The organism is Jannaschia sp. Os4 (assembly GCF_016820245.1).
GTDB lineage: Bacteria > Pseudomonadota > Alphaproteobacteria > Rhodobacterales > Rhodobacteraceae > Jannaschia.
The window spans coordinates 641,140-660,746 of record NZ_JAFCAR010000003.1; the positions used below are offsets into that span (position 1 = coordinate 641,140).

Consider the following 19,607-nt stretch of genomic DNA (forward strand, 5'->3'; position numbering starts at 1 on the left):
GTCCGATGGGGGAGGACGCCAACCGGCCCGTCGGCCTCGCCCTCGTCGCGGCGGGCGTCGCGGGGGGGCTCGCCGCCCTCTCCATCGGAGGCTGGACCGGCGGCGAGTGGGGCCCCCGCACCGTCCCGCTGCTCGCCGCCGCGACCCTCGCGCTCGCCGGGGTCGCCATCGCCGCCTCCCCCGCCGCGCGCCCTCCCCGCGCGGCGGGGGAGGCGCGCGTCGTCCTGCTCCTCGCGCTGGCGGTGCTCTACGTCCTCGGGATCGACCGGATCGGCTACCTGCTGGCCACTGGGCTCGCCGCGCCCGCCGCCTTCGCGCTGTTCGGCGTGCGCAAGCCGCTGCGGCTGGTCGCGACGGCGGTGGCCGTGCCGCTCGCCCTGCACCTCGCGTTCTTCCGGCTGCTGGGTGTGTTCCCGCCCTTGGGGTCGTGGTTCGACCTGCTCGACTGGGTGCCCCTCTGATGGAGATCGTCGGCGGCCTCGCCACGGTCCTCGGCTCGCCCGTCCTCTTGGGCTGGATCGCGCTCGCCGCGCTCGTGGGCATGGTCGTGGGCGCGATCCCCGGCCTGACCGCCTCGGCGGCGATCGCGATGCTGCTGCCGCTGACCTTCCAAATGGAGCCGCTGGCGGCGCTCGCCTTCCTCTACGTGATCGGCAAGTCGGGGCGCTACGGTGGCTCCATCGCCGCGATCCTGTTCAACACGCCGGGCACGGCCGCGAGCACGGCGACCCAGATCGACGGGCACCCGCTCGCGCGGCGCGGCCTCGCGGGGAAGGCGATGAAGACCGCGACGGTGTCGTCGGTGATCGGGGACTACACGGGCGACATCCTCCTGATCGCCTTCGTGGGCGGGATCGCGTGGGTCGCGCTGCGGCTGGGGCCGCCGGAACTGTTCGGCATCTACGTGGCGGCCTTCGTGGTGATCGGCTCGGTCATCGGGGACAGCCCGGCGAAGGGGCTCGCGTCGGCGGCGCTCGGCGTCCTCCTGGCGACGGTGGGGTTCGACCCGATCACCGGCACCCCGCGCCTGACCTTCGGCGTCTACGACCTGACCGGGGGCCTCGGCCTCGTGCCGCTGATGATCGGGGTGTTCGTGCTGGGCGAGGTGCTGACCCAGGTGGTGCGCCCCGCCGACCCGCCCCGCGTGGCGGAGGGCGGGGGCGCGCGCGACACGCTGACATGGGCCGACTACCGCCCCTGCCTCCCGCACGTCGCCCGCTCCTCGGTCATCGGCGCGTTCATCGGGATGCTGCCGGGGCTGGGCAGCGCCATCGCGGCCTTCGTGGCCTATGGCGAGGGCAAGCGCCGCGCGGCCAACCCCGAGGAATGGGGCCACGGCGCGCTCGAGGGCGTGGCCGCCCCCGAGGCGGCGAACAACGCGGTCTCCGGCCCGTCCATGGCGCCCCTCCTGACGCTGGGGATCCCCGGCTCGACCATCGGGGCGATCCTCGTGGGCGTGTTCCTCGTCCACGGCATCCAGATCGGCCCGACCCTGTTCCTCACCAACCGGGACCTCGTCTACGCGCTCTTCGCCGCCGGGCTGGTCGGCATCGCGATGTACGGGCTGATGGGCTACTTCGGGGCCGCCGCCGTGGGCCGCGTCATCGCGCGCGTCCCGGCGCGCGGCCTCTACCCGGTGGTGTTCCTGATCGGCATCGTCGCGGCCTACGCGGCGCGCGGCTCGCTCTTCGACGTGTGGGTCGCGATCGGGGCCGGGGCGCTGGGCTGGGCGATGCGGCGCTGGGGCCTGAACCCGGCGGCCTTCGTGATCGCCTTCGTCCTGACCGGCGGGGCGGAGCAGGCGCTGCGCCAGTCGCTCCTGCTTTCGGACGCCGGCGCGGCGATCTTCCTGCAGCGGCCCGTCGCGCTGGGCTTCCTGCTGCTCGGGGCGGCGGTGCTGGCGCTGCGGGCACGGGGCGCGCGGCGGTCCCTCCCGGACGGGAGGCCGACGTGACCGCGTGGGGCGGCGAGACGCGGCCCGGCCCGCTGCGGGGCGTCCGGGTCGTGGACTTCACCCACGTCCTCGCGGGGCCGGCCTGCGCCTACCACCTCGCGCTCCTCGGCGCCGACGTGATCAAGGTCGAGCGGCCCGGGCGCGGCGACGCGATGCGCCATCGCGGCGGCACCGATCCCGACCGCGCCGCGCGCGGACGCTCCACCGCCTTCCTGACCCAGAGCGCCCACAAGCGGCACGTGGCCCTCGACCTCGGGGCGGAGGCGGGACGCGCCGCGCTGGAGGACCTCTTGGCCGGGGCCGACGTGCTGGTCGAGAACCACCGCCCCTCGACCCTTCGCCGCCTCGGCCTCGACTGGCCCGCGCTCCACGCGCGCCACCCCCGCCTCATCCACTGCGCCATGACGGGCTACGGGCGGGGGCACGCGCGGGCGGACGCCCCGGCCTACGACGTCAACATCCAAGCCGCCTCGGGCCTCATGGCGCTGACCGGCACCGCCGAGACGGGGCCGACCCGCGTGGGCGCCCCGGTGATCGACTACGCCACGGCCATCGCCGCCGCGTTCGGGGTCTGCGCCGCGCTCGTCGGGCGTGCGGGCACCGGAAAGGGAACGCAGGTCGACGTCGCGATGATGGACGTGGCGCTGGCGCTGATGAGCTCGACGGTCGTCGACTACGCGCTGACCGGCAACGCCCCGCGCCCGCGCGGGAACGCGGCCAACTCGCGCTCGCCTTCGGCGGGGACGTTCCCGACGGCGGACGGGCTGCTGAGCCTCGGGGTCAACGAGGCCGCGCAGTTCGCCCGCTTGGCCCGCGCGCTCGACCGGCCGGGCTGGCTGGAGGATCCGCGCTTCGCCGACCCCGCGGCCCGCGACGCGCACCGCGCCGACCTGTCGGACGCGATCACGACCGCCCTCGCCGCGCGGTCCGCCGCCGCGTGGGAGGACCGCCTCCTCGCGGCGGGCGTCCCGGCGGCGCGGGTCGCCACCTTGCCCGAGGCGCTGGCCGCGCAGGCGGCGGGCGGGCGCCCCCATCCGGTCGGCACCCCGGACGGGCCGGGCGGCGGACGCCCGTTCGTGCTGCGCGGGGCGGACGACGCCTCCTAGGCGGGACCGGCGGGCGGCGGCGTCCGCGGCGCCCGGGGCGGGGCGCGCAGGCCGGACAGGATCGGCTCCCATTCCGACAGGACCGCGCCGGGGTTCGTCTCGGCGAGGAAGTGGCCGCCGGGGATCGCCCGGCCCGTCACCGTCCGCGCCCGCCGCCGCCAGAGCGCCAAGGGGTCGAAATGGCGCCCGACCGCGCCCTCCTCCGCCCACAGCGCGTGGACCGGCACGTCCATCGGCCCCGGCTCGGCGTCGTCGTGGGCGATGTCCACCGTCCACGCCGCCCGGTAGTCCTCGCAGGCCGCCGCCACCGTGGCCGGCTCGCGCCAGCAGGCGAGGTACTCCTCCAGCGCCTCCGCCGCGAACGGCGCGCCCCGGGGGAAGGTGCAGCACTTGCGGCACCAGTACCAGTCGGGGTCCGCCGAGATCATCCGCTCGGGGAGGGGCGAAGGCTGGATCAGCCAGAACCACCACCAGTAGTCCGCCGCGAAGCCCGCCCCGCCCTCGGCGTACATCTCGCGCGTGGGCGCGATGTCGAGCGTCAGCAGAATCCGCACCCGCCCGGGGTGGTCGGCGGCCATGCGATGGCCGACCCGCGCGCCGCGGTCGTGGGCGCCGACGGCGAAGCGGTCGGCTCCCAGCGCGTCCATCAGCGCCAGCAGGTCCCCGGCCATCGCGCGCTTCGACATCTGCGCGTGGTCCTCCTGCGGCGGCGGCGCCCACGACCGCCCGTAGCCCCGGAGGTCGGGGCAGATCACCGTGTGGCCGCGCGCCAGCGCGGGCGCCACCCGGTGCCACATCGCGGAGGTCTGGGGATGCCCGTGCAGCAGCAGGAGCGGCGGCCCGGACCCCCCGATGCGGTAGCGGACATGGCCTTCGGGGAGGGGATGCACGCGCTCCTCGAACCCCGCGAAGAAGTCCGGGGCGGGGCGGGCTGCGGCGCGTATCGCGGCGGGGTCGACGTCCATGCGTCCCCGATGCCACGTCCGCGCCGCGCGATCACCCGCGAACGCTCGTCCGGCCGGACCCGCCGTCCGGCCTCGGCGCCGTCCCGCCGCCCGCCCCCCGCGGCGCGTGGACGAGGGATGGGCGCACCCTACGTAGCGGTCGGCGAGATCAACCGGCGCGTGTGCCCGAAGGCATCGGCGCGCCGCTCCGACGAACAGCCGAGGAGGTCGCGATGACGCGCAGAAGAGCATCCGATGACGGACAGCGGGGCCTCGCCCCGTCCCGCCGGGGGTTCCTGACGGGGACCGCGGCCGCGGCGGGCGGCCTGACCGCGCAGTTCGCCGCCGGGGAGGCCGCGGCGCAGGAGGCCCCGCGGGCGGCGCCGGGCGACCTCGTCGAGGTCACCTTCACCCTCAACGGCGCGGAGGTCACCCGCGCCGTCGATCCCCGCCGCACGGCGCTCGACCTGCTGCGCGAGGGCGAGGGGCTCACGGGGACGAAGGTCGGCTGCCGCCATGGACAGTGCGGCGCCTGCACGCTGCATGTCGACGGGCGCCCGGTCCTGTCCTGCCTGACCCTCGCCGCGCAGCTCGAGGGGGCCGAGGTCACGACCATCGAGGGCCTCGCGGACGCCGCCGCCGCCGAGGGCATCGCCACGGCCGACGGGCTCCACCCGGTGCAGCGCGCCTTCATCGAGCGGGACGGGTTCCAGTGCGGCTACTGCACCCCCGGCCAGATCATGTCCGCGGCCGCCGTGATCGCCGAGGGTCACGCGTCCTCGGAGGCGGAGGTGCGCGAGTACATGTCCGGCAACCTCTGCCGCTGCGCCGCCTATCCGCAGATCGTCGCCGCCGTGATGGACGCGACGGCCGAGATAGGCACCCCGCAGGACGGGGGCGGCGCGCGCGCCGACTACCATCTCGGCCTCGTCGAGCAGGTGGAGGACGAGGCATGACCCCCTTCGCCTACGACCGCCCCCGCACCCTGTCCGACGCCGTGGCGATGGCCGCCGAGGAGGGCGCAATGCTCTATGCGGGCGGCACCACGATGCTCGACCTGATGAAGCTGGGCGTCTACCGGCCCAAGCGCGTCGTCGACCTCACCTTCCTCGAGGATCCCGCCCTGCGGGAGATCGCGGTGGAGGGCGACACGCTCCGGCTCGGCGCGCTCGCGACTATGAGCCAAGCCGCCGAGGACGCCGCCGTGAAAGAGCGCGCGCCGGTCCTGTCGGAGAGCCTTTGGCTCGCCGCAACGCAGCAATTGCGCCACATGGCCACCCTCGGCGGAAACGTCATGCAGCGGACGCGCGACACCTACTTCCGGCATCCCGACTGGCTGGAGCTCGTGGAGGGCGAGGCCGCCGACGTGCCGACCTACGGCAATACCCCCTACGGCGACGGGCGCCTGACCGCAGTGCGGCAGCCCACCCGCCTGTCGGCGGTGCTGGGCACGACGGAGGCGGACACGGCGAGCTATCCGGGCGACTTCGCCCAAGGGCTCGTGGCGTTCGACACCGTGGTCGAGGTCGTCGGGCCGCAGGGCGCGCGCGAGATGCCCTTCGGCGACCTGCACGTCCGGCCCGCCGACAAGGCGAACGAAGGCGACTACGCGCGGCTGGACGCGGGCGAGGTCATCACGGGGTTCCGCGTGCCGCTGACCCCCGCCTTGGCGCGGTCGATCTACATCAAGGCGCGCGACCGAGAGAGCTACGCCTTCGCCAACGCCTCCGCCGCCGTGGGGCTGGAGATGGAGGGCGGGACGGTCGCGGACGTCCGCATCGGGCTGGGCGGCGTGGCCACCGTGCCGTGGCGCGCGCGCGAGGCCGAGGACGCCCTGCGCGGCGGCCCCCTGACCGAGGAGACGATGCGCGCCGCCGCCGAGGCGGCCTTCGCGGACGCCGTCACCCACGAGGCGAACGCGTTCAAGGTGCCGCTGGGGCGCAACGTGATCGTGCACGCGCTGACCACCCTGTCGAAGCTGGAGGGCTGAGAGATGGCCGAGACCTACGACGTCGTCACGGACGTGAACCTCCCGCTGATCGGCGAGGGGCGTCCCCGCTACGAGGCCCGCGCCAAGGTGACCGGAACCGCGCGCTACGCCGCCGACGAGCCGATGCCCGGCGCGCTCTTCGCCCGCCTCGTCACCACGCCCCACGCCACCGGGCGCGTCACCGCGATCGACGACGTGGCCGCGCTGGCGGTGGCCGGGGTCAGACTGGTGCTGACCCACCGCAACATGCCGGGCCTCGGGGCGGCGAAGGCCTACTTCGCCGGCGGCGCGATGCAGAGCAGCCGCGATCCGATGGAGACCGACGAGATCGCCTACGCCGGGCAGACCGTTGGCTTGGTGGTCGCGGAGACCCCCGAGGCCGCGCGCCTCGCCGCCGACCGCCTCGTCGTAGAGGTGGCGCCGTCCGGGTCGCCCGTGGCGAGCATGCATGCGGCGGACGCGCCGGCGCCGGAACTGCTGCCCGAGGACGCCCATGTCCCGATCCTGAAGGGCGACGTCGAGGCGGCGCTGGCGGAGGCGGACGCGGTGGTGCGCGCCGAGTATCGGACGCCGATGCAGCATCACAACCCGATCGAGCTCTACTTCACCGGCGCCGAGTGGCGGAACGGGATCCTGACGGCCTACGTGCCGTCACAGTGGGTATCGGGCTTCCGGGCCGGGCTGGCCGAGGCGTTCGGGGTGCCGACGGAGATGGTCCGCGTGGTGTCGCGCTACGTCGGCGGCGGGTTCGGGTCCAAGGGCACGATGCTGCACCAGACGGTCCTCGCGGCCGCGGCGGCGCGCGACCTCGGGGCCCCGGTGAAGCTCTATGTCGGGCGGGACCAGATGTTCACGGTGGGATCGTTCCGCGGCCAGACCACGCAGACCATCGCCGTGGGCCTGAAGGACGGGCGCCTGAGCGCCTTGGACCACCGGCAGGACAGCCAGACCTCGCGCTTCGACACGTTCTTCCTGCCCGGCACCGAACAGACGACGCGGATGTACGACTGGTCCGCCCTGCGCGGGCTGGAGGGCGTCGTTCGCACGGACGTCAACACGCCGGGCTTCATGCGCGCGCCCGCCGAGGTGCCCGCGCTGTTCGGGCTCGAGTCGGCGGTGGACGAGCTGGCGGTCGCGGCGGGGGTGGACCCGGTCGAGCTGCGGCTCGCGTCGGACGCGGCGGGCGGCGAGCCGGTCGATGGGCTGCCTTGGACCTCCCACGGGCTGGCCGAGTGCCTGCGGCGCGGGGCCGACGCCTTCGGCTGGGCCGACCGCCCGGCGGAGGCGCGCGCGCAGCGGCGGGGCGACTGGCTCTTCGGGCAGGGCGTCGCCTCGGCGATCTACCCGACCTACACCAAGCCCGCGACCGCCGAGGTGCGGTTCGGCTCGGACCTGTCGGTGCGGGTGTCGGCGGCGGCCTGCGAGCTGGGCGGCGGCACGTACACCATCTTCCAGCAGATCGCGGCGAACGAGCTGGGCGTGCCGATGGAGTCGGTGCGCGTCGAGGTCGGGTCGTCGGACCTGCCGGTGAACGGGGTGGCGGGCGGCTCGACGCAGACGGCGGGGATCGGCTCGGCGGTGCTGGAGGCTTGCCGCCGCGTGCGCGAGGAGGTGGCCCGCGTCGTGACCCGGCCCGGCGGCGCCCTCGAGGGCGCGGATGCGGCATCGGTTCGACTGACCGACGGGCGAGCGGTCGCGGGCGACCGCGCCGTTCCGCTGCGCGAGGCGATGGCGACCGTGCCCTTCGGCATCATCGAGATGCGGGGCCAGTGGGTGCCCAGCGGCGTGGCCCTGTCGGAGACGCGCGAGTTCTACCGCTCGGGCGCGGCCACGCAGTTGGGCTTCCTGACCGAGGACTTCGCCCGCGCGGCCTTCGGCGCGAACTTCGTCGAGGTGGCGGTGCACGCGCTGACCGGCGAGATCCGCGTCCCCCGCATGGTCGGCGCCTTCGCCTTCGGGCGCGTGATGAACGAGCGGACGGCGCGCAGCCAGCTGACGGGCGGGATGATCTGGGGCGTGGGCTCCGTTCTGCACGAGGCGACCGAGCTCGACCACCGCTACGCGCGCCACGTCAACAGCGACCTCGGCGAGTACTTCATGCCGGTCAACGCGGACATCGCGTCGGTCGAGGCGATCATCGTCGAGGAGGAGGACCGCCACATCAACCCGCTCGGCGCCAAGGGCGTGGGCGAGCTGGGGATCACCGGCATGGCCGCCGCCATCGCCAACGCCGTCCACCACGCGACCGGCATCCGCCTGCGCGAGGCGCCCATCCGGATGGAGCACGTGCTCGCCTCCTGAGCGGCGGGCGGCGTCGTGCGGCGCGCGGGAGGTCCGCTAGGCGCAGAACGTCTCGTAGAGGGCGCGCATCAGGGCGCGGGTCTCGTCGTCGGCGAGGCGGTAGTGGATCACGAGGCCGTCGCGCCGCGTGGCGACCATCCCGGCGGCCCGCAGCCGCGCGAGGTGCTGCGACAGCGCGGACTGCGACAGCCCGACGACGGCCTGCAGCTCGCCCACGGACGCCTCGCCGTCGGCGCCCTCCGGGGCGTCCGCCTGCCGCTTCGCGAGGTGGCACAGGATCAGCAGCCGCTTCGGGTTCGCCGCCTCGGCGAGGCGGGAGGCGACGTGCTGCGCGCGCTGCTCCAGCGCCGCCATCGGGCCGGCGTCGGAGCCGGCGAAAACATTAGCATTGACTAAATCAGTCATCTCTAACATTTAGGGCCGCGATCCGTCGGTGCCAAGCCATCGGCGCCCCCCTCTTCCGCGAGGATGCCCCATGCCGCCCGTCGTCCCGACCGAGTTCACCCCCTTCGCCTCCTTGGCCGGCGGGGTGCTGATCGGCCTGAGCGCCGTGATGGTGATGGCCCTGTTCGGCCGGATCGCCGGGATCGCGGGCGTGTCGCGCGGCGCGCTCGGGATGACGCCGGTGGACGGGGCAGGGGACTGGGGCTGGCGGATCGCCTTCGTGGCGGGCCTCCTCGCCGCGCCGCTCGCGGTGACCGCCGCGACCGGCGCGTCGGTCCAGCAGACGGTGTCGGGCAACCTTCCGGGCATGGCCGTCGCGGGCCTGCTCGTGGGGGTGGGGACCGCGCTCGGGTCGGGGTGCACCTCGGGGCACGGTGTCTGCGGGCTTGCGCGGCTGTCGGTCCGCTCGCTCGCCGCGGTTCTGACCTTCATGGCCTTCGCCGCCGCCACCGTGCTCGTCTTGCGCCACGTCCTGTGAGGCCCGCATGACCCTCCTCGTCCTCCTCCGCCCGCTGCTCGGCGCCCTCGCGGGCCTCGTCTTCGGCATCGGCCTCGTCGTGTCCGGCATGAGCGATCCCGCGAAGGTGCTGAACTTCCTCGACGTGCTGGGCGCATGGGATCCGAGCCTCGCCTTCGTCATGGGCGGGGCGGCGGCGACGACCTTCGTCGGCTACCGCCTCGCGTGGCGGCGGGCCCGTCCCCTCGCGATGCCCGCGTTCGACGTGCCGCGCACGCAGGCGATCGACGCGCCCCTGCTCTCCGGGGCGGCGCTCTTCGGCATGGGCTGGGGGATCGGCGGGTTCTGCCCCGGCCCCGCGTGGACCGCGCTGCCGCTGATGGCGCCGGGCACGCTCGCCTTCCTACCCGCGATGCTGCTCGGCCTCTGGCTGGGCGGGCGGGCGAAGGGGCTGCCCGCGTTCCACGCCGCCCCGTCCCGACCCTGACCGACCGGAGGATCCGCCCGTGGCCGACCACCAGCACCTGACCCGTCACTCGCCCTCGTCCGGGCCCGGCTCGCCCGACGTGTGGGGCGTCTACGAGGCGGACACCGGCTCGGTCCAGTACGTCGCCGCCTGCCCCGAGACCAAGCAGGCGGTGGTGATCGACGCGGTGCTGAACTTCGACCCCGCCGCCGCGCGGACCTCCACGGAGAGCGCGGAGGCGCTCTTGGCCTTGGCGGAGCGCGAGGGCCTCGCGCTCGCGCGCATCCTCGACACCCATCCCCACGCCGACCACCTGATGGCCGCGGCGTGGCTGAAGGAACGCACCGGCCTGCCCTGCGCCATCGGCGAGAAGGTCCGCGACATCGCGGCGCTCTGGCGGGGCTACTACAACGAGCCCGACGCCTTCGACGTCGACGCGCGGTTCGACGCGCTCTTGGCCGACGGCGACACCTTCGAGGTCGGCACGCTGCGCGTCCGCGTGATGCTCTCGCCCGGCCACACGCTGGGATCGGTCACCTACGTCATGGGCGACGCGGCCTTCGCGCACGACACGCTGATGTATCCCGACATGGGCTCCAGCCGGGCCGACTTCCCTGGCGGCAGCGCGGCGGACCTGTGGGATTCGATCCAAGCCATCCTCGCCCTGCCGCCGCGGACGCGCGTCTTCGTCGGCCACGACTACGGGACGAAGGACCGCGACGCGCCGATGTGGGAGGCGACGGTGGCCGAGCACCTCGAGCGCAACAGGCACGTCCGGAAAGGCACCGACCGCGCCGCCTTCATCGCCACCCGCGAGGAGCGCGACGCCACGCTCGGCCTGCCGGACCGGATGCTGCATGCGCTGCAGGTCAACCTGCGCGGCGGCGCCCTGCCAGAGCCCGAGGCGGACGGGAACCGCTACCTCAAGATCCCGGCCGACCGCTTCTGATCGCCGGCCGCGCCCTGCCGCCCGCCCGACGGGAGGCGGGCCCCCGCCTTCAAGAGGCTTGCCGAAACCGGTTTCGGCAACAAGGCTCAGGGCATGGGGCCCCATGAATCAGTTCGACCGAGGCGTGCGACCATCGCGGAGGTGGCCGCCGTCATGGGGGTCTCCAAAGGAACGGTGAGCCGCGCGCTGAACGGCTATCCGGACATCGCCGAGGCGACGCGCCTGCGCGCGATGCGGACCGCCGAGCGGCTGGGCTATCGTCCGCTGGGCTCGGCGCAGGCGATCCGGACCGGACGGTGCCGCGCCTTGGGCCTCGTGATCGAGACCGGCACGCACGACGCCTATCGTCCCTTCCTCGCGGAGTTCCTCGCGGGCCTGTCGGACGGGGCGGCGGCGGAGGGATGGACCCTGACCGTGGCCAGCGCGCCGGAGGGGGACGCGGTCGCGACCTACGAGCGCCTGCTGTCGGACCGGAAGGCGGACGGGTTCGTGCTGCCGCGCACGCGGGTCACGGACCCGCGCGTCGCGACGCTGCGCGCGGCGGACGTGCCCTTCGTGCTGTTCGGGCGGCATGGCGACCCCGATGGATGCGCGTGGTTCGACATCGACATGGAGGCGGCGATGCGGGGCAGCGTCCTGCGCCTCGCCGCGCGCGGGCACGGGCGGATCGCCTTCGTCGGCGGCAGCCGCGCCCACACCTACGAGGCCCTGCGCGAGGCCGGCTACCGCGCCGGCATGGCGGAGGCCGGACTGGCGGTCGCGGAGGGGCACGTGCACCACGGGGCGATCGACCGGGAGAGCGGGGAGGCGGCCTTCGCCAAGATGCTGGACGGGCCGTCGCCGCCCACGGCGTTCGTCTGCGCCATCGACGCCGCCGCCCTCGGGCTGTGGCGGGCGGCGGCGGACCGTGGCCTCGTCGTGGGGCGCGACCTCGCGGTGATCGGCTACGACGGCGCCCCGGACGGCGCGCGGGCCGAGCCGCCCCTGGCGACGTGGGCGGTGGACTACGCCGCCGCCGGGCGGCGCCTCGCGGCCCTTCTGATCCGGCGCGTGCGCGGGGAGGCCCCCGAGGCCCTCCGCGAGATCGCGCCCGCGACATTCCTCGACCGCGGCTCCGCCGGGTCGGGGCCAACCGAGTCCACTGGGAGGAGCGACTCATGAGAACCTTGTTGATGGCCGGCACCGCGCTGGCGCTGACGATGGGGGCGGCGCAGGCCGAATCCCTGCGCTTCTGGACCACGGAGGAGCAGCCGGAGCGCCTCGCCAAGCAGGAGGAGATGGCGGCCGCCTTCGCCGAGGCGTCGGGCCACACGGTCGAGGTGATCCCGGTGACCGAGTCGGACCTCGGCACCCGCGCCACCGCCGCCTTCGCCGCGGGCGACCTGCCGGACGTGATCTACCACACGCTCCAGTATGCGCTGCCTTGGGCCGAGGCGGGCATCCTCGACACGGACGCAGCCACGGACGTGATCGAGAACCTCGGGGCGGACACCTTCTCGGAGGGCGCGCTGTCGCTGGCGGCCGTGGACGGGGGCTACGCGTCGGTCCCGGTGGACGGATGGACGCAGATGATTGTCTACCGCAAGGACCTGTTCGAGGAGGCCGGTCTGGAGGCGCCCGACAGCTACGCCGACGTGCTGGCCGCCATCGAGGCGCTGCACAACCCGCCGGAGATGTACGGCTTCGTCGCCGCCACGAAGGTCGACGAGAACTTCATGTCACAGGTGCTGGAGCACGTGTTCCTCGCCAACGGCGTGAGCATCGTGGACGCTGACGGCGTCGCCACGCTGGAGGAGGGCCCGACGCTGGAGGTGCTCGACTTCTACAAGGCCATCGCCGACGCCTCGCCCGAGGGCGAGCTCTACTGGGACCAGTCGCGCACGCTCTACTTCTCGGGCAACGCGGCGATGATCATCTGGTCGCCCTTCATCCTCGACGAGCTGGCGGGCCTGCGGGACTCGGCGCCGCCCACGATCAACGACGATCCGACCTCGTCGGACCTCGCGTCGCGGACCGGCATCGTCACCAACTTCGCCGGGCCCTCGAACCCGGACGGGGCCGCGTGGGGCGACATCCGCTACTTTGGCATCACGTCGGACGCCTCGACCGAAGCGGCGATGGAGTTCGTCGAGTACTCCATGTCCGAAGGCTACGAGGCGACGCTGTCCATCGCGCCCGAGGGCAAGTTCCCCGTCCGCCGCGGCGACGGCGAGAGCGCGACGGCCTTCACCGACCTCTGGGCCACGCTGGACGTGGGCGTCGACCGGCGGGCGCCGCTGGGCGACCTCTACGACGCGGCGGTGATCGAGGACATCGTCGGCGGCCTCGACGTGGCGCAGCGCTGGGGCGTGTCCGAGGGACAGCTGGCCACCGCGTCCAAGGTCATCAACAGCCAAGTGATCAACCGCGTCGTGCGCCAGTACATCGATGGGGAGATCGAGGGCGCGGCGGCCGTGGCCGCGCTCAACGAGGCGATCGCCGGGGTCGAGTGATCTCCTGAGGGACGTCATCCCCGGGTCGAGCCCGGGGATGACGGCATGCCGATATGACCGACCGATCCGCCCCCGACGCGCCCGTCTCCGCCACCCCGGCGGACGTGGCGCCGCCTGCCGCGCCCACGGGGCGCGGCCCGCTCGCGCGGGGCGAGGCGCGGCTGGCGTGGGGGCTGCTGCTGCCGACGATCCTGATCGTCTCGGGCGTCGTGATCCTGCCGCTGCTCGCGATCTTCTGGATCAGCGTGAAGCCCGTGCAGCTGTCCGACCTGCGCGCGCCGGAACTGGTGCTGCGCGAGGACCTCCGCCGGATCGATGCGCCGGGGGACGCGGGCACGTGGCGGTTCCGCCTGCGCAACTCCTCCCCGGACCGGGAACTGCGCGACGTCTCCCTGACCGACGTGCTGCCGCCGGGGCTGGCGCTGGGCGACCTGCCCGAGCCCTGCGCGGTCGAGGCCGGCCGCCTGTCCTGCGCCTTCGGGGACGTGCCGGGCGGGTGGCGCGAGACGCTGGAGATACCGGCGACGGCCACGGACGCCTTCGTCCTCGGCCTGCGCGTGCAGGACAGCGCGCCCGCGACGACCGCCTCCGCCTCCTCGGTGCTGACCGACGGGACGTTCACGCTCGCCAACTTCGCGCGCATCTTCGATGGGCGGGAGTTCTTGGACGTGCTCTACGCGACGGCGTTCTACACCGTGGTGGGCACCGTGGGCGCCATTGCGATGGGCCTCTTCGCCGCCCTGCTGCTGGACAAGTCGTTCCGGGGGCAGGGCCTCCTGCGCGGGCTCTACCTCTTCCCCTACGTGGCGCCGGTGATCGCGGTGGCCTTCGCGTGGATCATCCTGTTCGACCCGTTCTCCGGCTCGGCCAACGCGCTGCTGATCCGGATGGGCGTGACCACGGAGGCGATCAACTTCTTCGGGGAGCGGCCGCTAGCGCTGATCATGGTGACCGTGTTCGAGATCTGGCGCTACTTCCCGCTGTCGTTCCTGTTCATCCTCGCGCGGATGCAGTCGATCCCGCAGGACATGTACGAGGCCGCCGACATGGACGGGGCGTCCCCGTTCCAGCAGTTCGCGTGGCTCAGCCTGCCGCAGCTCCTCGGCATCCTGTCGGTCCTGTTCCTGCTGCGGTTCATCTGGACCTTCAACAAGTTCGACGACATCTTCCTGCTGACCGGGGGCAGCGCGGGCACCCGGACGCTGACCGTCAACGTCTACGAGCAGGCCTTCGCGATCTCGAACATCGGGGCGGGGGCGGCGGTGGCCGTCGTGATCTTCGCCTGCCTCTTGGCGTTCTCGGCGCTGTTCTTCCGCTTCATCAGCCGGGAGGAGGGGCTGTGAGCGTGCTGCGGCGCGGCGACGTGGCGGCCGCCCTCTTGGGGGCCGCGTGGATGGCGGTCCTCGCGGTGACGGTCGCCGTCGCGCTGTCCTTCGCGACCGGGGCGGCCTGCCGCCCGGTGCTGTGGCTCGCGCTGCTGATCGGCGCGGCCGCAGGGCCGGTCCTGCTGCGGGGGACGGGGTTCTGGCCGTCCTTCGCCGTGGGCCTCCCCATCGGGCTGCTCACGGTCCTCGGCCTCGGCCCCGTGGCGCCCGGGCCGGAGGTGGGGCCGATCGCACGCACCATTGTCGGGGTCGTGGTGGCCGTCGCCGCGTGGGCCGCGCTCGCGCCGACGCTGCGCGGCCTCGCGCCCGGCCCGAACGACCGCCACCCCTTCGAGGCGAGCGTGATCCGCTTCCTGACGGGCTTCGGCTACATCTTCTTCACGGCCATCGTCGCGATCCCGTTCTGGGTGATGCTGATGACCTCGTTCAAGACGCGGGCCGAGCAGGTGGCGAACCCGCTCGACTTCGGGATCGACCTGTCGAAGGGCCGCGACCTGTTCCGCTCCTACGAGGAGCTGTTCACGCAGTTCGACTTCGGCCTCTACCTCCTCAACAGCTTCGGGATCAGCGTGGTCACGGTGCTGGTCACGCTGCTCTTCGCGATCCCCGGCGCCTACGCGGTCGCGCGCCTGCGATTCAAAGGGCAGGCGGCGTTCTCGCGGGGCATCCTGCTGATCTACATGGTGCCGATGATCGTCTTGGCCCTGCCGATCTACATCGCCTTCTCGGTCACGGGGCTGCGCAACACCTACGTGGGCATCCTCCTGATCTACCCGGTCACGACGATCCCCGTCGCGCTCTACATGCTGCAGGGCTACTTCCGCGGCCTGCCCGCCGAGGTGGAGGAGGCGGGGCTGATGGACGGCCTCTCTCGGCTCGCGGTGATCTGGAAGATCACCCTGCCGCTGTCGCTGCCCGCGCTGGCGAGCGTCTCGCTCTACGTGTTCATGATCGCGTGGAACGAGTTCCTGCTGGCCTTCATGCTGCTCGACGACCCGTCGAAGTTCACGCTGACGCGGGGGATCGCGGCGCTCAACTCCTCCGAGATCCCGCGCCAGCACCTGATGGCGGGATCGGTGATCGCCACGGTGCCGATCATGGCGCTGTTCCTCGGGCTGGAGCGGTTCATGACCAAGGGCCTCGCGGCCGGGTCGGTGAAGGGATGACGATGGACCTAGACGAGCGCGCCCGCGCGATCCTGCGCGGCAACGACCGGGGCGGCTACACGGTGCCGACGGAGGGGCTGTATCCGTTCCAGTGGAACTGGGACTCGGCCTTCGCGGCGTGGGGGTTCGCCACCTTCGACGGGCCGCGCGCGTGGACGGAGCTGGAGACCCTCTGCGCGGGACAATGGGCCGACGGGATGGTGCCGCACATCCTGTTCCACCGGCCCGATCCGGGCTACTTCCCCGGCCCCGACATGTGGGGCTCCGGGACCACGCCCGCCTCCTCCGGCATCACCCAGCCGCCCGTGGCGGCGACCATGGCGCGCCGGGTTCACGAACTCGCGCCCGACCGGGACCGCCTCGCGGCGCTCTGGCCCAAGCTGCGGGACTGGCACCGCTGGTTCATGGCGCACCGGGTCCGGGACGGCGTGGCTTGCGTGACCCACCCGTGGGAGTCGGGACGCGACAACTGCCCGGACTGGGACGTGGGGCTTGCGAACGTGGACGGCTCGGGGGTCGCGCCCTACGAGCGGCGGGACACGGGCCACGTGGACGCTTCCATGCGACCGACCGAGGCAGAGTACGACCGCTACATGGCCTTGGTGGAATGGGGGCGGGCGAGCGGGTGGGACCACCGCGCCATCGTCGACGAGGGGCCCTTCCTGATGGCCGACCCGGGGACGCATTTCATCCTGATGCGGGCGAACGCGGACCTCGCCGCGCTCGGCCGGACCTTGGGCGAGGACGTGTCCGAGATCGACGGCTGGGCGCCCGGCCTCCGCGCCGGATGCGACGTCATCTGGAACGAGACGCTCGGCGCCTACGACGCGCGTGACATGCGCACCGGGACCTTCGCGGGCATCCTGGGGTCCGGCGCGATGCTGGCCTTCCTCGCCGGTGCCGGACGCCCGGAGCTCGAGGCGCATCTGGACCGGGTGTGGGACGCCGTGCGCTACGGCATCCCCTCCTCGGACCCCGAGGCGCAGGGCTTCGAGCCGCGCCGCTACTGGCGCGGGCCGGCGTGGCCGTTCCTCAACGCGCTCATCGCGATGGGGCTGGACGAGGCGCGGGCCGAGCGTCTGCGGACCGACACGGCCGCTCTGATCGAGCGGGGCGGGTTCAACGAGTATTTCGACCCCGTCGACGGCACGCCCTGCGGCGGCCAACACTTCACGTGGACGGCGGCGATCTGGCTGACTTGGGCGGGACGGGGAGGGACGGCATGACCGCGCAGGTGGAGCTGGTCGGCGTCGAGAAGTGGTTCGGCGAGGCGCAGGTGATCAAGGGCGTGGACCTCGCGGTCCAGCCCGGCGAGTTCTGCGTCTTCGTCGGCCCCTCCGGCTGCGGCAAGTCCACGCTGCTGCGGATGATCGCGGGGCTCGAGGAGACGTCGCGGGGCCAGATCCTCGTGGAGGGGCGCGACGCCACGGCCGAGCCGCCGTCCAGGCGCGGCCTCGCGATGGTGTTCCAGTCCTACGCCCTCTACCCCCACCTGTCCGTCCGCGAGAACGTCGGCTTCCCGCTCCGCGCCGCCGGCCTGCCCAAGGAGGAGATCGCGCGGCGCGTGGACGAGGCGGCCCGCGCCCTGCGCCTCGAGGAGCTGCTCGACCGGCGGCCCAAGGACCTTTCGGGCGGACAGCGCCAACGGGTCGCCATCGGGCGCTCCATCGTGCGCGAGCCGGTGGCGTTCCTGTTCGACGAGCCGCTGTCCAACCTCGATGCCGCCCTGCGCGTGGAGATGCGCTACGAGATCGCGAAGCTGCACCGGCAGCTCGGCACGGCGATGATCTACGTCACCCATGACCAAATCGAGGCGATGACGCTGGCCGACCGGATCGTCGTGCTGGAGGCCGGCCGCATCGCGCAGGTCGGGACGCCGCGCGAGCTCTACGCCAACCCGCGCTCGCTCTTCGTGGCGCAGTTCATCGGCTCGCCCAAGATGAACGTCCTTCCCGCGGGCGCCGCGCCGGACCTGCCCGCGCCCGCCGGCGCGACCACGCTCGGCGTGCGGCCCGAGCACCTTCGCCTCGTGGCGCGAGGCGACGGACCCTTGGCGGGGGAGGTCGACCTCGTCGAGTATCTCGGCGCCGACACCTTCGTCATCGTGGATTGCGGCGCGGCGGGGCGGATCACCGCGCGGGTGCCCGGCGAGGTCGATCTCGCGCCCGGCGCGGCGGTCTCGCTCGACGCGCCCCGGTCGGCGCTGCACGCGTTCGACGCCGCCGGCTTGGCGGTGTCCGGCCCGGGGTGAGGCGCGCCACGCCCGGACGCACGGGCCCCGACGCGGTCCGGCCGGAGACGGGCCTACTCGCCCCGCAGGAGCTGCAGGCGCCTCAGGCCGTCGATGCCTGACAGGATCTGCGCGTCGGACGGGGAGTAGGAATAGAGGGTCACCTCCATCCCGTCGTTCCGCAAGGAGGCCAGCGAGCGACGGATCCGATCGTTCCGCGAGATGTCCTTGCACGCGACGTAGGCGACGCGCTTCAGGCCGCGGCCGTCCATCGCCGACCGGACCTTCTCGAACTCCCGCTCCCACGTGAACCGCGACCGGGCATCTGCGAGCGCGTCCGCCCGCCCGCCCGCGCCGACGATCGCGAGCTCCTTCCCGATCGCCTCGGCGAGGTCCCGCGGGTCCAGCGAGGGCGAGAGCGTGCCGACGACGTTCGAGCCCACGAACGTCCCCGTCTCGGTCCCGCTGACCGCCACCATGCTGTTCCCGGCCGCGATGTTCTCGAAGACCCGGTTCGGCAGCGAGGTCCGAAGGTTCGCGTTCGCCCCGTCGAAGGGGATGATCGCGACGTCCGCTCCCGCCAAGACGTCCAGCAGTCGCGACTGCGGCACGGGATCGACGGTGGCGAACCGGTCCCGCCAAGCCGACCCGTCGAGCTGGTCCAAGGCGTCCTCGATGTCGGCGTAGACGTTGCCGAGCACCACGAGCTTCACGTGATCCGGCAGGTGCCCGAGGGCGCGGATGCACTCCGGAAGGCCGGCCCCCTCGTAGGCGTTGTTGTTGTAGACGATCACGACGTCCCCGTCGCGTGCGTCCACGGCCGACCGGAGATCGTCGGAGGGGCGGTCCGCGACGTCCGTGCGGCAGTTCAGCAGCTCGCCGACGTCCCGCGCGATCCCGGCCTGCCTCAGCGTCGCCGACTGCCCCGGGCTCGTCGTGAACACCCGGTCGTACCGGCCGGCGATGTCGACCAGCATGTTCTCGAGCAGCGAGGTGCCGAGCGGGTCGGCCGTCGCCCGCTCGCGCAGGCGGATCGACGACTTCTCCGACATGCGGAGGTGCTCCACCGAGTCCAGCATCGTCATGCGCGCGTCCGAGAGCGAGGCGAGCCGCAGGCCGGCGTAGCCGCTCAGGCGAAGCTCGTGGGCGATCACGAGGTCGTATCCGGGGCTCCCGGCCCGCTCGTGCGCCGCGAGCAGCCGCGCCGCGTTCTCGATCATCGACCTCGAGAAGAAGTCCAGCGCATCGTCCGCAGGCGGCCTCGGCTGCCCGTCCGCTTGCCGCGCCTTCTCGTCGAGGCGGGCGTTCCGCGTCTTGATGACTTGGAGACGGTCCCGCAAATCCCCGATGAGCCGGTCCTTCCTTCGGATCCGCTCCCGCATCTCGAACAGCTGATCGGCCGGATCGCCTTGCCCGGTCCGCACCGCCTTCGCGCGGGGCTCATCTTTCATGGAGAAGGCATCCTGTCTCGATCCGGACGTTGGCGCCGCACGCGCGGCGCTCCCGCCTCCCTGAGCGTGCATCGGAGGCCTCGATCGCCGCAAGCCCGGCCGTTGGGGGCTCGACTGCATCCCGACGGTGCCGGAAAGATCGTGTGGTCGAATACTGTCCCGCCGCCAAGGCCGCAAGGCCACGAGGGGCGGGTCGGCCCCGATCGCCGAGCGCCGACCGTGCGATCGCAGCCGACGGGTCACGGTCGGACGCCCTCGCCCATCTCGGCCTG

At 73.4% G+C, this 19,607-nt stretch carries 18 protein-coding genes; 15 read left to right on the plus strand and 3 right to left on the minus strand.

What is annotated here, in order from left to right:
• Positions 1-5: 5 nt before the first annotated feature.
• Genes JQC91_RS08190 through JQC91_RS08200 form a run of 3 tightly spaced genes read left to right on the plus strand, consistent with a single transcriptional unit; the run spans position 6 to position 3,060 of the window.
• Positions 6-461 (plus strand): tripartite tricarboxylate transporter TctB family protein, encoded by a 456-nt coding sequence (locus JQC91_RS08190; protein WP_203286310.1) that lies wholly within the window; start codon positions 6-8, stop codon positions 459-461.
• Complete coding sequence (locus tag JQC91_RS08195) at positions 461-1,954, plus strand: tripartite tricarboxylate transporter permease (protein WP_203286311.1); 1,494 nt, start codon at positions 461-463, stop codon at positions 1,952-1,954. Before JQC91_RS08190 ends, JQC91_RS08195 begins: the two co-directional genes overlap by 1 nt.
• The gene (locus JQC91_RS08200) at positions 1,951-3,060 is read left to right on the plus strand and encodes a CoA transferase (protein WP_203286312.1); all 1,110 of its coding nucleotides are present in this window, start codon (positions 1,951-1,953) and stop codon (positions 3,058-3,060) included. The genes JQC91_RS08195 and JQC91_RS08200 overlap by 4 nt, the downstream gene beginning before the upstream one ends.
• Here JQC91_RS08200 and JQC91_RS08205 read toward each other — a convergent pair.
• Positions 3,057-4,025 (minus strand): alpha/beta hydrolase, encoded by a 969-nt coding sequence (locus JQC91_RS08205; protein WP_203286313.1) that lies wholly within the window; start codon positions 4,023-4,025, stop codon positions 3,057-3,059. The genes JQC91_RS08200 and JQC91_RS08205 overlap by 4 nt on opposite strands.
• Before the next feature lie 212 nt (positions 4,026-4,237).
• On the opposite strand from JQC91_RS08205, the gene JQC91_RS08210 reads away from it, so the two are divergent.
• The 3 genes from JQC91_RS08210 to JQC91_RS08220 are packed head-to-tail and all read left to right on the plus strand — an operon-like array spanning position 4,238 to position 8,295.
• On the plus strand, positions 4,238-4,960 hold the full coding sequence (locus JQC91_RS08210) for a (2Fe-2S)-binding protein (RefSeq protein WP_203286314.1): 723 nt from the start codon (positions 4,238-4,240) through the stop codon (positions 4,958-4,960).
• Positions 4,957-5,994 (plus strand): FAD binding domain-containing protein, encoded by a 1,038-nt coding sequence (locus tag JQC91_RS08215; RefSeq protein ID WP_203286315.1) that lies wholly within the window; start codon positions 4,957-4,959, stop codon positions 5,992-5,994. Before JQC91_RS08210 ends, JQC91_RS08215 begins: the two co-directional genes overlap by 4 nt.
• A 3-nt stretch (positions 5,995-5,997) precedes the next feature.
• Positions 5,998-8,295, plus strand: a complete 2,298-nt coding sequence (locus JQC91_RS08220; protein WP_203286316.1) for a xanthine dehydrogenase family protein molybdopterin-binding subunit — start codon at positions 5,998-6,000, stop codon at positions 8,293-8,295.
• 36 nt (positions 8,296-8,331) lie between these two features.
• Here JQC91_RS08220 and JQC91_RS08225 read toward each other — a convergent pair whose 3' ends face one another.
• Positions 8,332-8,700 (minus strand): metalloregulator ArsR/SmtB family transcription factor, encoded by a 369-nt coding sequence (locus tag JQC91_RS08225; protein WP_203286317.1) that lies wholly within the window; start codon positions 8,698-8,700, stop codon positions 8,332-8,334.
• A gap of 70 nt (positions 8,701-8,770) precedes the next feature.
• Here JQC91_RS08225 and JQC91_RS08230 point away from each other — a divergent pair, with 70 nt between their 5' ends.
• From JQC91_RS08230 to JQC91_RS08270, 9 genes are all read left to right on the plus strand, one after another.
• Positions 8,771-9,217 (plus strand): YeeE/YedE family protein, encoded by a 447-nt coding sequence (locus tag JQC91_RS08230; RefSeq protein ID WP_203286318.1) that lies wholly within the window; start codon positions 8,771-8,773, stop codon positions 9,215-9,217.
• A gap of 7 nt (positions 9,218-9,224) precedes the next feature.
• Complete coding sequence (locus tag JQC91_RS08235) at positions 9,225-9,683, plus strand: DUF6691 family protein (protein ID WP_203286319.1); 459 nt, start codon at positions 9,225-9,227, stop codon at positions 9,681-9,683.
• Between the two features lie 19 nt (positions 9,684-9,702).
• Positions 9,703-10,611, plus strand: a complete 909-nt coding sequence (locus JQC91_RS08240; RefSeq protein WP_203286320.1) for an MBL fold metallo-hydrolase — start codon at positions 9,703-9,705, stop codon at positions 10,609-10,611.
• A 93-nt stretch (positions 10,612-10,704) separates the two neighbouring features.
• Positions 10,705-11,772, plus strand: coding sequence for a LacI family DNA-binding transcriptional regulator (locus JQC91_RS08245; protein ID WP_203286321.1), 1,068 nt, complete (start codon positions 10,705-10,707; stop codon positions 11,770-11,772).
• Positions 11,769-13,103 (plus strand): extracellular solute-binding protein, encoded by a 1,335-nt coding sequence (locus tag JQC91_RS08250; RefSeq protein WP_203286322.1) that lies wholly within the window; start codon positions 11,769-11,771, stop codon positions 13,101-13,103. Before JQC91_RS08245 ends, JQC91_RS08250 begins: the two co-directional genes overlap by 4 nt.
• 53 nt (positions 13,104-13,156) lie before the next feature.
• Positions 13,157-14,446 carry a sugar ABC transporter permease gene (locus JQC91_RS08255; RefSeq protein WP_203286323.1) on the plus strand — a complete coding sequence of 430 codons (1,290 nt, stop codon included), beginning with the start codon at positions 13,157-13,159 and terminating at the stop codon, positions 14,444-14,446.
• Positions 14,443-15,654 carry a carbohydrate ABC transporter permease gene (locus tag JQC91_RS08260; protein ID WP_203286324.1) on the plus strand — a complete coding sequence of 404 codons (1,212 nt, stop codon included), beginning with the start codon at positions 14,443-14,445 and terminating at the stop codon, positions 15,652-15,654. The genes JQC91_RS08255 and JQC91_RS08260 overlap by 4 nt, the downstream gene beginning before the upstream one ends.
• Positions 15,651-16,880, plus strand: a complete 1,230-nt coding sequence (locus JQC91_RS08265) for a hypothetical protein (protein WP_203286325.1) — start codon at positions 15,651-15,653, stop codon at positions 16,878-16,880. Before JQC91_RS08260 ends, JQC91_RS08265 begins: the two co-directional genes overlap by 4 nt.
• A complete protein-coding gene (locus JQC91_RS08270; RefSeq protein ID WP_203286326.1) occupies positions 16,877-17,905 on the plus strand; it encodes an ABC transporter ATP-binding protein in 1,029 nt (342 codons plus the stop codon). The genes JQC91_RS08265 and JQC91_RS08270 overlap by 4 nt, the downstream gene beginning before the upstream one ends.
• Before the next feature lie 53 nt (positions 17,906-17,958).
• Here JQC91_RS08270 and JQC91_RS08275 read toward each other — a convergent pair whose 3' ends face one another.
• Complete coding sequence (locus JQC91_RS08275) at positions 17,959-19,335, minus strand: glycosyltransferase (protein ID WP_203286327.1); 1,377 nt, start codon at positions 19,333-19,335, stop codon at positions 17,959-17,961.
• Between the last annotated feature and the right edge of the window lie 272 nt (positions 19,336-19,607).

Bases quoted from the DNA above. Each gene is read 5' to 3' on its own strand.
- JQC91_RS08190 (WP_203286310.1), top strand. From the start codon at position 6: ATGGGGGAGGACGCCAACCGGCCCGTCGGCCTCGCCCTCGTCGCGGCG.
- JQC91_RS08195 (WP_203286311.1), top strand. From the start codon at position 461: ATGGAGATCGTCGGCGGCCTCGCCACGGTCCTCGGCTCGCCCGTCCTC.
- JQC91_RS08205 (WP_203286313.1), bottom strand. From the start codon at position 4,025: ATGGACGTCGACCCCGCCGCGATACGCGCCGCAGCCCGCCCCGCCCCG.
- JQC91_RS08210 (WP_203286314.1), top strand. From the start codon at position 4,238: ATGACGCGCAGAAGAGCATCCGATGACGGACAGCGGGGCCTCGCCCCG.
- JQC91_RS08215 (WP_203286315.1), top strand. From the start codon at position 4,957: ATGACCCCCTTCGCCTACGACCGCCCCCGCACCCTGTCCGACGCCGTG.
- JQC91_RS08220 (WP_203286316.1), top strand. From the start codon at position 5,998: ATGGCCGAGACCTACGACGTCGTCACGGACGTGAACCTCCCGCTGATC.
- JQC91_RS08225 (WP_203286317.1), bottom strand. From the start codon at position 8,700: ATGACTGATTTAGTCAATGCTAATGTTTTCGCCGGCTCCGACGCCGGC.
- JQC91_RS08230 (WP_203286318.1), top strand. From the start codon at position 8,771: ATGCCGCCCGTCGTCCCGACCGAGTTCACCCCCTTCGCCTCCTTGGCC.
- JQC91_RS08235 (WP_203286319.1), top strand. From the start codon at position 9,225: ATGACCCTCCTCGTCCTCCTCCGCCCGCTGCTCGGCGCCCTCGCGGGC.
- JQC91_RS08245 (WP_203286321.1), top strand. From the start codon at position 10,705: ATGGGGCCCCATGAATCAGTTCGACCGAGGCGTGCGACCATCGCGGAG.
- JQC91_RS08250 (WP_203286322.1), top strand. From the start codon at position 11,769: ATGAGAACCTTGTTGATGGCCGGCACCGCGCTGGCGCTGACGATGGGG.
- JQC91_RS08255 (WP_203286323.1), top strand. From the start codon at position 13,157: ATGACCGACCGATCCGCCCCCGACGCGCCCGTCTCCGCCACCCCGGCG.
- JQC91_RS08265 (WP_203286325.1), top strand. From the start codon at position 15,651: ATGACGATGGACCTAGACGAGCGCGCCCGCGCGATCCTGCGCGGCAAC.
- JQC91_RS08270 (WP_203286326.1), top strand. From the start codon at position 16,877: ATGACCGCGCAGGTGGAGCTGGTCGGCGTCGAGAAGTGGTTCGGCGAG.
- JQC91_RS08275 (WP_203286327.1), bottom strand. From the start codon at position 19,335: ATGAAAGATGAGCCCCGCGCGAAGGCGGTGCGGACCGGGCAAGGCGAT.